Below are 13,703 nucleotides of genomic sequence, written 5' to 3' on the forward strand. Positions count from 1 at the left end.
TATTATTGCTGTGTGCGCTGCAAGATGGCGCCCCGCATGCTCGACTTACGTCGTAGCCTAGTCCTTGGCCTGATCCTTAAGCCGGCCTAAACTCTCCGCGCGTCCCAGCACGTCCAAAACCTCAAATATACCAGGCGATGTCGACCGACCCGTCAGCGCGGCCCGCAGTGGCTGCGCCACCGCGCCGAGCTTGAGGCTATTTTCCTCGGCAAATGCGCGCAGCGCGGCCTCGGCATTGGCCGCGCTCCAGGTCTCGACATTCTCCAGTGCGGAATGAAGCTGGCCGATCAACTTGCGGTTCTCAGGCGTCAGCAGGGCTGCTGCCTTGGGATCGAGCTGCAACGGCCGGTCGGCGAAGATGAAATAGGCGCTGTCGATCAGTTCGATCAGGGTCTTGGCGCGCTCCTTCAGGGCCGGCATGGCCTTCAGCAGCTGTGCCCGCGTGGCATCGTTCAACTTGGCCTTAATCTCGTCGCGGGCGGGCACGACGTGGTCGAGCACGTCCTCGAACGCCTTCACGAGTGATTGATCGTCGGCGTGGCGAATGTAGTGGCCGTTGAGGTTTTCCAGCTTGGCGAAATCGAACCGCGCCGCGCCGCGCCCGACGCTGGCGAGGTCGAACGCCGCAATCATCTCCTCGGTCGAGAAGATCTCCTGATCGCCATGGCTCCAGCCGAGCCGGACGAGATAGTTGCGCAGCGCGGCCGGGAGGTACCCCATGGCGCGGTAGGCATCGACGCCGAGCGCGCCGTGCCGCTTCGACAGTTTTGAGCCGTCCGGACCGTGGATCAGCGGGATGTGGGACATGCTCGGCAACGCCCAGCCCATCGCATCGTAGATCTGCTTCTGGCGCGCGGCGTTGATCAAATGGTCGTCGCCACGGATGACGTGGGTGACGCCCATGTCGTGGTCGTCCACGACCACCGCGAGCATGTAGGTCGGATTGCCATCGCCGCGCAGCAGGACGAGGTCGTCGAGGTTCTCGTTCTGCCAGACCACGCGGCCCTGCACCTGGTCCTCGATCACGGTCTCGCCGGTCTGCGGCGCGCGCAGACGGATGGTCGGCTTGACGTCGGACGGCGCCGTTGCGGGATCGCGGTCGCGCCAGAGGCCGTCATAGAGGCGGGTGCGGCCCTCGGCCCGCGCCTTCTCGCGCATGGCGGTGAGCTCCTCGGCGGTGGCGTAGCAACGATAGGCCTTGCCGTCGGCAAGCAGCTGTTCGGCGACTTCGCGGTGGCGGGCGGCGCGGCTGAACTGGTAGATGACGTCGCCATCCCAGCCGAGCTCCAGCCATTTCAGCCCGTCCAAAATCGCGCCGATCGCAGCCTCGGTGGAGCGCTCCCGGTCGGTGTCCTCGATCCGGAGCAGCATCTTGCCGCCGTGCTTCTTTGCATAGAGCCAATTGAACAGCGCCGTGCGGGCGCCCCCGATATGGAGGAAGCCGGTGGGCGAGGGAGCAAAGCGGGTGACGACGGAATCGGTCATTCTTGGCAGGGCCTATGCATTGGAGGCGGTGGTATATAACAGGACCGGAGCATAACTAAAGCCCGGCAGCGGACCGCTCAGGGCCTTGCTTAAGCCCTTGGCTCAGCCAAGCAAATTTGGCAGAAGGGCCGCTGATTTCCCTACAGGATTTTCGTAATGACAGAACCGGTGGCGAACGAGGTTGGGCGCGATTTCATTCGTGACATCATCCAGGCCGACCTCGATCAGGCCAAGTACAAGGAGATCGTGACCCGGTTCCCGCCGGAGCCGAACGGCTACCTTCATATCGGCCACGCCAAGTCGATCGCACTGAATTTCGGCATCGCCCAGGAGTTTCCGGGCCGCTGCCATCTGCGCTTCGACGACACCAACCCGGTCAAGGAAGAGCAGGAATATATCGATTCCATCCAGGCCGACGTGCACTGGCTCGGCTTCGACTGGGGTAAGAACCTGTTCTTCGCCTCGGACTATTTCGACCGCCTCTACGAATGGGCCGAGAAGCTGATCCGCGACGGGCTCGCGTATGTCGACGACCAGAGCCAGGAGGAAATCCGGCTGTCGCGCGGCACGCTGACGGAGCCGGGCAAGAACTCGCCGTTCCGCGACCGGAGCGTGGACGAAAATCTCGACCTGTTCCGCCGTATGAAAGCCGGCGAATTCCCGAACGGCGCGCGCGTGCTGCGGGCCAAGATCGACATGTCCTCGGGCAACATCAATCTGCGAGACCCCGTACTGTACCGTATTCTGCATGCGCATCACCCGCGCACCGGGACCAAGTGGAGCATCTATCCGAGCTACGATTATGCCCACGGCCAGTCGGACGCCATCGAAGGCATCACGCATTCGATCTGCACGCTGGAGTTCGAGGATCACCGTCCGCTCTACGACTGGTTCATCGAAAAGCTGCCGGTGCCGTCGAAGCCACATCAGTACGAAATGGCGCGGCTGAATTTGACCTACACGCTGCTGTCAAAGCGCGTGCTGACCCAGCTCGTCCGCGACGGTCACGTCGCCGGCTGGGACGATCCGCGCATGCCGACCATGGCGGGCATGCGCCGCCGCGGCGTGCCGCCGGCAGCACTCCGCGAATTCGTCAAGCGCATCGGCGTGGCCAAGGCCAACAGCGTCGTCGATATCGGCATGCTGGAATTCTGCATCCGCGAGGAGCTGAACCGCACGTCGCAGCGGCGCATGGGCGTGCTGCGGCCGCTCAAGGTGGTGATCGAGAACTATCCAGAAGGGCAGACCGAGGAGCTCGAGGCGATCAACCATCCGGACGATCCGTCGGCGGGTACGCGGAAAATCACGTTCGGTCGCGAGCTCTATATCGAGCAGGACGACTTCATGGAGAACCCGCCGAAGAAGTTCTTCCGCCTGTCGCCCGGCAACGAGGTGCGGCTGCGCTATGCGTACTTCGTCAAATGCACCGGCGTGATCAAGAACGATAACGGCGAGGTGGTGGAGCTGCGCTGCACCTATGACCCCGCGACCAAGGGCGGCAATGCGCCTGACGGCCGCAAGGTCAAGGCGACCATGCATTGGCTGCCTGCGGCGACGTCCAAGCCCGCGGAGATCCGCATCTACAATCAGCTGTTCGCAAATCCGAGCCCCGACGCCTCGAACTTTGCCGCCGACCTCAATCCGCAGTCGCTGGAGATCCTCAGCGATGCCCGAGTCGAGGCTTCGGTTGCCGAGAGCAATGCGACCGAGCCGATGCAGTTCGAGCGCCAGGGCTATTTCGTGCGCGACAAGGACTCGACGCCCGGCAAGCCGGTGTTTTCGCGGACCATTGGTCTGCGGGATACGTTTGCGAAGGAAGTCGCCAAAGGCTAAGGAACGAAAATGAGCAATGAAGCCGACGCCATCGTTTCCGCCATCATTGCGAAATGGTGCGCCGGCTTTGCGACGCTCGATGCGGCTGCGCTGTCATCGCTCTATGCGACGAACGCTTTCTTGTTCGGCTCCAATCCAAAGCTTTACCGGGGCCGAGACGGCGTCGCGGATTATGTCAACGGCCTGCCGCGCTGGCGCAAGCCGAGCGCGGTGTTTTCCGAGGTGCAGATCGCGCACGCGGGCCCTGACATCATCAACATGGGGGCAATCGTGTCGTTCGATCTCGCGGGCGAGCGCCCCGATCTCGTCGTCAAGATGAGCTGGGTCATCCTACGCGAGGACGGCGACTGGAAGATCGTCAATCACCATGCCTCGGCCAAGGCGCCGCTGATCTGACAGGCGAGCGGCACACGGCATCGTCATGCCTGTGAAAGCAACGAACGCGCCTCCGGTGCGTTGTGTGGGTCCCCAATCAAGGATCCCACCATGCAGAACATCGCAGAGCATATGGAAGTCATCGGTGCCGATGGCGTCCATATCGGCACGGTCGACACGGTCGAGGGCAACCGCATCAAGCTGACCAGGAAGGACAGCGGCGAGGGTAGCCACAAGGGCCACCACCACTTCATCGATAAGGGCCTTGTGGCCGATATCGAAGGCAACAAGGTCCGGCTGTCGGCCAAGGCGGATGTCGCCGTGACGATGGAAGAGGAAAAGTAGGGGCCGCAGCCGTTCGTTCCTGATTCGTACCGCTATTCGGGCTCCTGCACGTTCCGGTAGCCTCCACCCCCGTCGCGTATCGTAAGGTGCAGGGAATGGCGGAGCCGGGCCGGCCAGTGCGGTCCCAAGGGGGCGCAGGCGGTATCGCGGGGACTTGGCCCGGCGGCCGCACCGCGTCGGCCGGCGGCTTTGTACCGGCAGGCCTTGGCTTTTGGCCTGCATTTGTCGAAACGCTGCGCGAATGGGCAAAGGCCGAAGCCGGCGCCGGGCGGCTGTTCCCCTGGGTGCCCGTGGCGTTTGGTAGCGGCATCGCGCTCTACTTCGCCGCGGATCATGAGCCGGTGTTGTGGGTCGCTGCCGCGACGGCGCTCGTGTTTGCGCTTGGCGCGGCCTTGTTGCGGCGGAGCCGGCTGTTCGCGCCCGCGATCATGATCGCAGCGGTCGTGGCGGGTTTTGCCATGGCGACCTGGAAGACGGCACGGATCGCGCACATTGTGCTGGCAAAGCCGCTTTATTCGGTGTCGCTGTCGGGTTTCGTCGAGACCCGTGACATCCGCGAGCGCACCGACCGTTTCGTGCTGCGCGTCACCGCGATGGAGGCGCAGCGCAGCGACGTGAAGCTCGACCGTGTGCGCCTCTCGGTGCGCAAGGGGACCGCGCCCGACGTCGGCAGCTTTGTGCAGCTGAAGGCGCGGCTGATGCCGCCGCTCGCGCCGCTCCGGCCGGGCAGCTACGATTTTTCACGCGACATGTTCTTCCAGGGCATCGGCGCCTCCGGCTTCGTGATGGGAGCGATCAAAGCGACCGCACCGCCCGATGCCGGAGGGCTACAGCTGCGCTATGCGGCTGTCATGCAGGGTCTGCGCGATGCGATCGACGCGCGTATCCGCGCCAGGCTCGACGGTGACAACCGCGCGATCGCGACGGCGCTGCTGACCGGGCGCCGCGACGCAATCACCACGCCCGTCAACGATGCGATGTTCATCTCCGGCCTCGGCCATGTCTTGTCGATCTCCGGCTACCACATGGCGGTCGTTGCCGGCGTCGTCTTCTTCGTGGTCCGCGCGCTGCTTGCGTTGATCCCGGGATTGGCGGTCGGCTTTCCTATCAAGAAATGGTCGGCCGCCGCGGCGCTGTTTGCGTCCGCTTTCTATTTGCTGCTCTCGGGCGCGGAGGTCGCAACCCAGAGATCGTTCTTCATGACCGCGGTGGTGCTGATCGCGGTGATGGTCGATCGCAGGGCGATCACGTTCCGCACCTTGGCGGTGGCGGCGCTGATCGTGCTCGCCGTTGCGCCGGAAGCGTTGGTGCATCCGAGCTTCCAGATGTCGTACGCCGCGACGCTCGGGCTGGTGGCGCTGGTGCAGATCGGCATGCCGAACCTGTTCGCGTCTCCCGATCATTCCACGACCGCACGGATCGCGCTGTGGGGCGGCCGCGAGATCGCGATGCTGTTCATGGCCTCGACGATCGCGGGGCTTGCGACCACGCCTTATGCCGCCTTCCATTTCCACCGCGTCACGCCCTACGGCGTGCTCGCCAATCTCGGCGCGATGCCGGTGGTCTCGGCGCTGGTGATGCCGGCCGGGCTGTTGGGATTGCTCGCAGCGCCGTTCGGGCTCGATGGCGTGTTCTGGTGGCTGATGGGGATCGGCATCGACTGGATGATCGCAGTCACGCGATGGGTGGCCGCGCTACCCGGCGCGGTCGGCCATGTTACGGCCTTCGGCATCGCGCCGCTGATTGGAGCGAGCCTCGGCCTGATCCTGATGGGCTTGTTGCGCACGCCGCTGCGCTGGTCGGGCGCATGCGTGCTCGTGGCGGCGATCGTCTGGGGCCTGTCGGTGCGGCAACCCGACATTCTCATCGCCGGTAACGGCCAGAACGTCGCGGTGCGGGGCCGGGACGGGCAGCTGCATCTGATCAGGACGAACAAGGACAATTTCCTGCTCAAGGAGTGGCTCGCGGCGGACGCTGACCCGCGCGACGCCGGCAGCGCCTCGTTCAGTGATGGCGTGTCGTGCGACGAGTCCGGTTGCGTGACGCCGCTCGCCGACGGTCGCATCATTGCGCTGGCACTGCGCATCGATGCGCTGGCCGATGATTGCAGTCGCGCTGCGCTGGTGGTGACGGCAAGGCCGGCGCCGCCGGATTGCGCCGCAATGGTGGTCGATAGGTCGCGTCTCGTGCGCCAGGGCGCGCTGGCGCTGACCCGGCGCGGCGACGGTTTTGCGGTTCAATCGGTAAGAGCGAGAGGCGCAAACCGCCCCTGGTCGCCGGCGGCAGCCGGCGATGGAGATTTCGAGCTGACCCTCATGCCACGGTCGGCAGCTCCGCGCTCAAAAGACGCAACGCCGTCGGAGGTCGACCTCCAGGCCGAGGACTAAGACCTGCTGACCAAGACCTGCCTGACCAAGACCTGCCTGATCAAGACCTGCCTGATCAAGACCTGCGCGTCAGCCGATCGGCAGGCGGCGCGTGGTGGTCGGGCGATTGTCGGCGACGGTCTGCGGCTTGTTCTCACGCTCGCTGAGCGGCTGCGTGACCGGCAGTTGCAGCACGGTTGCGCGCTGGCCTTCGACCAGCTGCGTCACCAGCACGTATTTGCCGTCGGGGAATTCGATCGCGTCGTGATGGCGATCGGGAATGTGCGGATCGATCTTGCCGAACTTGCCGACGCGCGAGTTGATCGTGCGCGTCCAGATCCAGCGATTGTCGTAGCGGACGTTGTCGGCGAAGGCGAGCTCCGTTCCCGGTAGCAGGCAGACCGCGACCGACATGTCGGCTTCGGAAGCGAAGCCGCGCGTCGAGGTGCCGCGAAACGTTGTCGTGACGATCGTCTCGCCGACTTCTGCGGGACGCGTCGCGACGGCATGCAGGCTGTAGTCACACATCGGGTGCTCCTCAATCAGGATAGCAACCCGCGCCTCTGTCTCCGAGGCGCAGGCCTCTATCAGAGTGGAAGCTTGCGATGATATGCCATGTTGAGGGCAAATCTGCGGCTTAGGTCCGCACGCTGCCATCACAATATCTTTTTCAAATGCACGAGGAACAAAACCTGCTCCCGTGCATTCGGCGAACTGCTCCCTTAGCGGCCAGCAGGTGCCGACCAGCCCGAATACTGCCAGGCCGGTTGCGTCTGCTGCTCGACCGCGTTTCGGGCGTTGCGGAATTGCTCGCCCGTCGCCTGCGCGGCCTTGCGGGCGTGATGCTGCGGCTGCGCGGCGAAGGCTTGCGATGCGGATGACGCGATCAGCGCCATCGTGACGGTGCTCAAAATGATCTTGCGCATGGTCGTCTCCTCGGTCTCTCAAGGCCTGCGAAGCGGTAATTGCTCCGTGCGGCATACCGGGGATGTAGCGCTGAAGAGGTGGCCGGATAATCTGTGCAAAATCAGAAAGACTATCCAGCCGGAGCGGACAATCGTCCGCTCCGATCGTTATGGCGCAGCCATCAGCGGGCGGCGCGCGACAGGCTCAATATTTAGAGGCTCAGTATTTGCGGTAGAGCCCGATCAGCTTGCCCTGAATCTTCACCCGGTTGGGCGGCAAGATACGGACTTCATAGGCGGCGTTCGCGGGCTCGAGCGCGATCGAGGCGCCGCGGCGGCGGAAGCGCTTGAGCGTTGCCTCCTCGTCGTCGATCAAGGCGACCACGATATCGCCGGTGTCGGCGCTCTCGTTGCGCTGGATCAGCGCCATATCACCGTCGAGGATGCCGGCCTCGACCATCGAATCGCCGCGCACTTCGAGCGCGTAGTGCTCGCCCGAGCCGAGCATGTCCGGCGGGACGCTGATGGTGTGGCTGCGGGTCTGCAAGGCCTCGATCGGCGTACCGGCCGCGATCCGGCCCATCACGGGCACCGCGACGGGACGCTCGCCGTCGTCCATAGACGGGCTGGAGGTCGTGCGCACCTTGCCGAGATTACCTTCGATCACGCTCGGCGTGAAGCCGCGGCGAGTGCCGGCGGCGGCCTGGAGCTCCGGCAGCTTGATCACCTCGATGGCGCGGGCGCGGTTAGGCAGGCGTCGGATGAAGCCGCGCTCCTCGAGCGCGGTGATCAGGCGGTGGATGCCCGATTTCGAGCGCAGATCGAGCGCGTCCTTCATTTCGTCGAACGAGGGCGGCACGCCGCTTTCCTTCAGCCGTTCGCTGATGAATCGCAGGAGCTCGTATTGTTTGCGCGTTAGCATCTCGACCAAAATCCCCCGGTTGATGTCGTCCGATTCCGAGACGCTGAATTCGGCAATAAGCCGCTACACGCTCGAAACAAATCATGAACGGACACTATATGTTCGATACATGTTCCGCAACTGCTTAATTTACCGTGAACGCGGCAAAGTTCGCGGAACGCATGCGAACGAGGCGATCAGGCGGGCAGTCGCAGCACCTCGCATGGCGTGCCGGCTTCGGCCTTCGGTGCGAACGGCACGCGGACGAGAAGTGCCTGTGCCGCAGCGAGATTCGCAAGCAGCGAGGAATCCTGGTGATCGACGGGAAGGGCGACGAGCGTGCCGTCATCGCGCACATCGAGGCGCGCGCGAAGATAATCCTCGCGCTGGTCGTTGGCGCCGACAGCGCGGCCGAGCACGGCGCGTTCGCGACGATGGTGAACCACCGAACGGCCTGACAGCGCGCGAATCAGCGGCACCAGGAACAGGAAACCGCAAACGTAGGATGACACGGGATTGCCGGGCAGGCCGATCACGCGCATGGCGCCGAGTTGCCCGTTCATCATCGGCTTGCCCGGCCGCATCGCGATCTTCCAGAACGCCATCGAGATGCCTTCATCCCTCAGCGCCTGCTGCACCAGATCGTGGTCGCCGACCGAGGCGCCCCCCGTCGTGATCAGGATGTCGGCGCCGGTCGCGCGCGCGCGGCGGATGCCGGCGGTGGTGGCCGACAGCGTGTCGGCGGCGACCCCGAGGTCGATGGTGTCAGCGCCTTCGCTGCGGGCGAGGGCATGCAGGGCGTAGCCGTTGGAATAGACGATCTGGCCATGGCCGGGCGTACTGCCCGGCATCACCAGCTCGTCGCCGGTCGCGAGAATCGCGACCTTTGGACGGCGGCGAACTGCAAGCTGCGGATAATTCATGCCGGCGGCGAGCGCGAGGTCGCGCTCGGTCAGCCGGGCGCCCTTGCGCAGGAGCACGTCACCCTCGGAGAAGTCGATGCCGGCGGGACGGATGTGCCGGCCGGTGACGGCGGCTTCCTTGATGGTGATGCGCTTGCCGTCTGCGACGGTGTCCTCCTGGATCACAACGGCGTCAGCGCCGTCGGGAACGACGCCACCGGTGAAGATCCGCACGGCCTCGCCGGCGCCGACCGTTCCTGCAAATGGGCGGCCGGCCGCGACCTCGCCGATGACGGTGAGCTGTGCATCGACCCTGGCCGCGTCGGCCGCGCGGACGGCATAGCCATCCATCGCCGACATCGCCTCGGGCGGTTGCGTCCGCCGCGCCGCGACGTCGCACGCGAGCACGCGATGGAAGGCTTCATCGAGGGCGATCGTTTCCTCAGGCCGCGGCTCCGCACCCGCGAGCACCGCGGCAAGCGCGTCAGAAACCGGCATGAGGGCCACGGTAAAAGCTCCAGCTTGGGCAACGCAGATATCGGGTTGCGGCAAGCGTTCTAGCCGAGTGCGCGCGTTGAGGCAAAATGGATAAGCGTGTGCTGAATCCAGCTACTTCTGTAACAACAGCGCACCAGATCGGCCTACCGGCTCACGCCGGTCTCGTCAAAAATCTTCGACAGATGGCTGCGTGCGGCTCCGTCGGTGATAGCGAGTCGTTCCGCGGCGGCCCTGCGGCCGCAGTTCTTGACGATATCGAGAGCGAAGGCGGCTTCGGCGCGGTCGAAGCCGTAGCGCGGGCAAGGCTTCGAGTTGCGCCGAGGCGCCGGGCCGGGGCTCACGACGGCGCTATCGGACTCCCTCTTTTTGGGTCTCCGTCTTCCGCGACGTCCGGCGCCCTGGGCCCCTGATCCTTGTCCGGCAGCGGATCGGCCTGGGATTTCAGGTCGGCGGCCTTGCTGATCAGTTTTGCGGAAAGCTCAGAATCCGATGTGGTTCTGGCGAATTTCATCAGCAGGGAGGCCTGCTTGGTGAGGTAGGTTTTGCCCAACACGTCGATGTACCCGATGTAGAATTCCCAACGGACTCTAGAGTCCGGAAGCGGGCATTCCGTTCCCGGAACTCTGTACAAAAATGCACAAAGTGTTTTGGTTCCTCCTCGCCGGGTGAAATTGTTCCGGAATCTGCCGGTCAGATCCCCAGCGCCTTCAGCGCATCGCCGACGTCGCGGGGCGAGGTCACATGCACTGCAGTCAGGCCGCGGGCGCGGGCGCCTTCGATATTCTCGGCAAGGTCGTCGAAGAACACGATGCGGTTCGCCGGCACGCCCATCGCCGCGACGACGTGGTCGAAGGCCTCCGCGTCCGGTTTGCGCAGGCCGATGCTGGAGGACAGATAGAGCTCGCGGAAATGGCCGAGCAGGTCGGCATATTCCTTCGAGAAATGGTCCACATGCGGTCGGTTGGTGTTGGAGAACGCGTAGAGCGGCATCTGCTTCGCCGCGCGCGGCAGCAATTCCGCGATGTCGGGCATCTCGCCGGCGAAGATCGCGTTCCAGCCCTCGAGGAACTGCGCATCCGAAATGCCGATCCCGAGTGAGGCGCGGAGCGACTGGAAATAATCCTCGTCGCTGATCTTGCCCATTTCATGCAGCCGATAGGCCTCGCTGTCACGCGCATAGCGCGCGACGATGGCATCGGGCTCGAGGCCTGCATGTCCCGCCCAGCAGGCGATCGCCCTGGAGAAATCGATGTCGAGCACCACGCGCCCGAGGTCGAACAGAAGCGCGTCCGCGCTGCCGGGAGAGAGCGAGGTCATTGCATCCTTTCAGGTCAATACCGATACGGCTCGTGGTCGAACAGCGGGAACGCGCTGAACACGCTCGGGGCATTCGTCGCAGTGGCCTGGTGCAGGCAGGACTTGTTCACCCCGGCGAACGAGGTGGCGCCCAAGAGACCGAGGCAGCGCAGCACCTCGTCCTCAAGCAGTTCCAGCATCCGCGCCACGCCGGCTTCGCCGGCCGCCGCCAAGGCCCAGCATTGCAGCCGGCCGATGCCGACGAGGTCGGCGCCCGCCGCGATCGCCTTGACGATGTCCGTGCCGCGGCAGATGCCGCCATCGACCATGATCTTGGCGCGGCCCTTCACGGCGTCGACGATCTCGGGCAGCACATGCATGGCGCCGCGGCCGTGGTCGAGCTGACGGCCGCCATGGTTGGAGACATAGATCCACTCGACGCCGTGATCGACCGCGATCTGCGCGTCCTCGGCGGTGGCGATGCCCTTGAGGATCAGCGGGATCTTGAACTTGTCCTTGATCATCTTCACGGTCCGCCACTCCAGACCCTTCTGGTACTCGCCGCCGGTGGCGCGCAGGCGGCTCTCGCGGACGTAGCGCTTGGCGATGTCACGCTCACGACGGCTGTAATGGGCGGTGTCGACGGTCAGGCAGAAGGCGGCATAGGCGTTCTTCTCGGCCCGGCTGACGATTTCGGCGACGAAGGCGTCGTCGCCGCGGACGTAGAGCTGGTACAGGCGCAGCGCGTCGGGGGCCGCTTCGGCGGTCTGTTCCAGGCCGGGCTCGGAGACCGAGCTCAGCATGTGTGCCGCCCCGAAGGTGCCGCAGGCCCGCGCCACGCTGGCCGCTCCGTGCGGGTCGAAGATTTCAAGCGCGCCGACGGGCGCGAGAATGACCGGCAGGCGCATCTTGCGGCCAAACTGCTCGACCGAGCCGTCGACCTTGCGCACGTCGCGCAGCACACGCGGGCGGAACGCGATCTCGTCCAGCGCCATGCGGTTGCGGCGCATCGTGGTCTCGGTCTCGGCCGCGCCGACAATGTAGTCCCAGGCGTTCTGGTTGAGATTGGAACGCGCCTTCCGGATGAATTCGTGCAGGTTCTGGAACGGCTCGTTGCTGGCGCCGAGTTCGACGTTCCGTTCCGGCCGGAGCGCTTCGTTCATTGTTATCCTCCCGAGAATTTGAAGCATTATCTCATCGCCTATCGCGTCCAGCGCTCCAAAACCATCCTAAAATCGCATAGCTGCGAGGCGTGGGCCGGCCGACCGATTCCCGCATCGCGCGAGGAGGTTTCCGAACGTTGCCAAAAGTTTAGGCCAAGACGAGGGGATTTCTGTAATGTACCCGCCGGCGTGGCAGGCCGGCCTTGAAGAAACCAGAATGATATTGTGAGAACCGGGCTGGATCGCCATTTGCATGGCGCCTGCCAAGCCCCAGCGAAAAGGCCAACCATTCCATGCGGAAAACTCTGCTGTTCCCCCTCGGCGCGCTCACCGGAGTGTGCCTGACTCTCCTCGTATCCGGTCCGCAGGGCGGGCTATGGGCGGCTCGGGCAGCGGCGGGCGCGGATGATGCGTATTCCCAGCTCAACCTGTTCGGAGAGGTCTTCGAGCGGGTCAAGGCGAGCTATGTCGAGAAGCCCGACAATGCCAAGCTGATCGAAGGTGCGATCACCGGCATGGTGACCTCGCTCGATCCGCATTCGCGCTACATGAACGACAAGGCCTGGACCGAGATGCAGGAGATCACCTCCGGCGAGTTCGGCGGCCTCGGCATCGAGGTCACGATGGAGGAGGGCCTGGTCAAGGTCGTTTCGCCAATCGACGACACGCCGGCGTCAAAGGCCGGCATCATGTCCGGCGACCTGATCAGCAAGATCGACGGCGAAGCCGTGCAGGGCTTGACGCTCGAGCAGGCCGTGAACAAGATGAAGGGCCCGGTCGATACCCAGACCAAGCTCACCATCGTGCGCAAGGGCGCCGACGCCCCGCTCGATGTCGCGATCAAGCGCGAGATCATCCATGTGCGCCCGGTGCGCTTCCACGTGGAGAGCGGCAACATCGGCTACATCCGGGTCACCTCGTTCAACGAGCAGACCACCGACGGCCTGAAGAAGGCGATCGCCTCGATCTCCAAGGATGTCCCGCAAGAGAAGCTCGTCGGCTACGTGATGGACCTGCGCAACAATCCGGGCGGTTTGCTCGACCAGGCCGTGTCGGTGTCGAGCGCGTTCCTCCAGCGCGGCGAGGTCGTTTCGACCCGCGGCCGCAATCCGGAAGAGACCCAGCGCTTCACCGCGCATGGCGGCGATCTCACCAAGGGCAAGCCGCTGGTGGTCCTGGTCAACGGCGGCTCGGCCTCGGCCTCGGAGATTGTGGCCGGCGCGCTGCATGATCACAAGCGTGCCACCATCATTGGCACGCGGTCGTTCGGCAAGGGCTCGGTGCAGACGATCATTCCGCTCGGCGCCGGCAACGGCGCGCTGGCGCTGACCACGGCGCGCTACTACACGCCGTCGGGTCGTTCGATCCAGGCCCAGGGCATCGCGCCCGACATCGAGATCCTCCAGGACGTGCCGCCCGAGCTGAAGGGCCGCGTCGACACCATGGCGGAGTCCCAGATGCGCGGCCATCTCCAGGCTGCCGACGGCAAAGAGCAGACCGGGTCGCAGTCCTATGTTCCGCCGGAAGAGAAGGACGACAAGGCGCTGCACGCGGCTTACGACTTCCTGCACGGCGTCACCGTAAATGCGGCGGCTGCCAAACCGGCGCCGAAGACGACGGTGCCGAACTAGACT

General features: G+C 64.7%; 14 protein-coding genes. 5 read left to right on the forward strand and 9 right to left on the reverse strand.

Annotation, left to right across the window (positions count from 1 at the left end; genetic code table 11):
- Positions 1-57: 57 nt before the first annotated feature.
- Entirely contained in the window at positions 58-1,485 is a 1,428-nt protein-coding gene (gltX, locus tag JJE66_RS18105) for a glutamate--tRNA ligase (protein WP_200515666.1), read from the reverse strand.
- A 156-nt stretch (positions 1,486-1,641) separates the two neighbouring features.
- On the opposite strand from gltX, the gene JJE66_RS18110 reads away from it, so the two are divergent.
- The 4 genes from JJE66_RS18110 to JJE66_RS18125 all read left to right on the forward strand — a co-directional run bounded on the left by JJE66_RS18110 (position 1,642) and on the right by JJE66_RS18125 (position 6,425).
- Entirely contained in the window at positions 1,642-3,318 is a 1,677-nt protein-coding gene (locus JJE66_RS18110) for a glutamine--tRNA ligase/YqeY domain fusion protein (protein WP_200515667.1), read from the forward strand.
- 9 nt (positions 3,319-3,327) lie between these two features.
- On the forward strand, positions 3,328-3,714 hold the full coding sequence (locus JJE66_RS18115; protein WP_200515668.1) for a nuclear transport factor 2 family protein: 387 nt from the start codon (positions 3,328-3,330) through the stop codon (positions 3,712-3,714).
- Between the two features lie 90 nt (positions 3,715-3,804).
- Complete coding sequence (locus tag JJE66_RS18120) at positions 3,805-4,038, forward strand: DUF2171 domain-containing protein (RefSeq protein ID WP_200515669.1); 234 nt, start codon at positions 3,805-3,807, stop codon at positions 4,036-4,038.
- Between the two features lie 95 nt (positions 4,039-4,133).
- Entirely contained in the window at positions 4,134-6,425 is a 2,292-nt protein-coding gene (locus JJE66_RS18125; protein WP_200515670.1) for a ComEC/Rec2 family competence protein, read from the forward strand.
- Positions 6,426-6,494: 69 nt separating this feature from the next.
- Here JJE66_RS18125 and JJE66_RS18130 read toward each other — a convergent pair whose 3' ends face one another.
- The 8 genes from JJE66_RS18130 to JJE66_RS18165 form a co-directional block, all read right to left on the reverse strand.
- Complete coding sequence (locus JJE66_RS18130; RefSeq protein WP_200515671.1) at positions 6,495-6,932, reverse strand: hypothetical protein; 438 nt, start codon at positions 6,930-6,932, stop codon at positions 6,495-6,497.
- Between the two features lie 194 nt (positions 6,933-7,126).
- Positions 7,127-7,330 carry a hypothetical protein gene (locus tag JJE66_RS18135; protein WP_200515672.1) on the reverse strand — a complete coding sequence of 68 codons (204 nt, stop codon included), beginning with the start codon at positions 7,328-7,330 and terminating at the stop codon, positions 7,127-7,129.
- A gap of 199 nt (positions 7,331-7,529) precedes the next feature.
- On the reverse strand, positions 7,530-8,231 hold the full coding sequence (gene lexA / locus JJE66_RS18140; protein WP_200515673.1) for a transcriptional repressor LexA: 702 nt from the start codon (positions 8,229-8,231) through the stop codon (positions 7,530-7,532).
- Positions 8,232-8,407: 176 nt separating this feature from the next.
- Positions 8,408-9,619: a gephyrin-like molybdotransferase Glp gene (gene glp / locus JJE66_RS18145; RefSeq protein WP_200515674.1), complete on the reverse strand. Its 1,212-nt coding sequence runs from the start codon at positions 9,617-9,619 to the stop codon at positions 8,408-8,410.
- 134 nt (positions 9,620-9,753) lie between these two features.
- Positions 9,754-9,951 (reverse strand): hypothetical protein, encoded by a 198-nt coding sequence (locus JJE66_RS18150; RefSeq protein ID WP_200515675.1) that lies wholly within the window; start codon positions 9,949-9,951, stop codon positions 9,754-9,756.
- Entirely contained in the window at positions 9,948-10,163 is a 216-nt protein-coding gene (locus JJE66_RS18155; protein WP_200515676.1) for a hypothetical protein, read from the reverse strand. Before JJE66_RS18155 ends, JJE66_RS18150 begins: the two co-directional genes overlap by 4 nt.
- A gap of 137 nt (positions 10,164-10,300) precedes the next feature.
- Positions 10,301-10,927 carry an HAD family phosphatase gene (locus JJE66_RS18160; protein WP_200515677.1) on the reverse strand — a complete coding sequence of 209 codons (627 nt, stop codon included), beginning with the start codon at positions 10,925-10,927 and terminating at the stop codon, positions 10,301-10,303.
- A 14-nt stretch (positions 10,928-10,941) separates the two neighbouring features.
- On the reverse strand, positions 10,942-12,069 hold the full coding sequence (locus tag JJE66_RS18165; protein WP_200515678.1) for an alpha-hydroxy acid oxidase: 1,128 nt from the start codon (positions 12,067-12,069) through the stop codon (positions 10,942-10,944).
- Between the two features lie 293 nt (positions 12,070-12,362).
- Here JJE66_RS18165 and JJE66_RS18170 point away from each other — a divergent pair, with 293 nt between their 5' ends.
- Entirely contained in the window at positions 12,363-13,700 is a 1,338-nt protein-coding gene (locus JJE66_RS18170; protein WP_200515679.1) for a S41 family peptidase, read from the forward strand.
- Positions 13,701-13,703 lie beyond the last annotated feature (3 nt).

Source organism: Bradyrhizobium diazoefficiens, from assembly GCF_016612535.1.
In the GTDB taxonomy this organism is placed as follows: Bacteria; Pseudomonadota; Alphaproteobacteria; order Rhizobiales; family Xanthobacteraceae; genus Bradyrhizobium; species Bradyrhizobium diazoefficiens_C.

Coding starts and splice junctions, on each gene's coding strand:
- gltX (WP_200515666.1), bottom strand. CDS start 1,485: ATGACCGATTCCGTCGTCACCCGCTTTGCTCCCTCGCCCACCGGCTTC.
- JJE66_RS18110 (WP_200515667.1), top strand. CDS start 1,642: ATGACAGAACCGGTGGCGAACGAGGTTGGGCGCGATTTCATTCGTGAC.
- JJE66_RS18115 (WP_200515668.1), top strand. CDS start 3,328: ATGAGCAATGAAGCCGACGCCATCGTTTCCGCCATCATTGCGAAATGG.
- JJE66_RS18120 (WP_200515669.1), top strand. CDS start 3,805: ATGCAGAACATCGCAGAGCATATGGAAGTCATCGGTGCCGATGGCGTC.
- JJE66_RS18125 (WP_200515670.1), top strand. CDS start 4,134: ATGGCGGAGCCGGGCCGGCCAGTGCGGTCCCAAGGGGGCGCAGGCGGT.
- JJE66_RS18130 (WP_200515671.1), bottom strand. CDS start 6,932: ATGTGTGACTACAGCCTGCATGCCGTCGCGACGCGTCCCGCAGAAGTC.
- JJE66_RS18135 (WP_200515672.1), bottom strand. CDS start 7,330: ATGCGCAAGATCATTTTGAGCACCGTCACGATGGCGCTGATCGCGTCA.
- lexA (WP_200515673.1), bottom strand. CDS start 8,231: ATGCTAACGCGCAAACAATACGAGCTCCTGCGATTCATCAGCGAACGG.
- JJE66_RS18160 (WP_200515677.1), bottom strand. CDS start 10,927: ATGACCTCGCTCTCTCCCGGCAGCGCGGACGCGCTTCTGTTCGACCTC.
- JJE66_RS18165 (WP_200515678.1), bottom strand. CDS start 12,069: ATGAACGAAGCGCTCCGGCCGGAACGGAACGTCGAACTCGGCGCCAGC.
- JJE66_RS18170 (WP_200515679.1), top strand. CDS start 12,363: ATGCGGAAAACTCTGCTGTTCCCCCTCGGCGCGCTCACCGGAGTGTGC.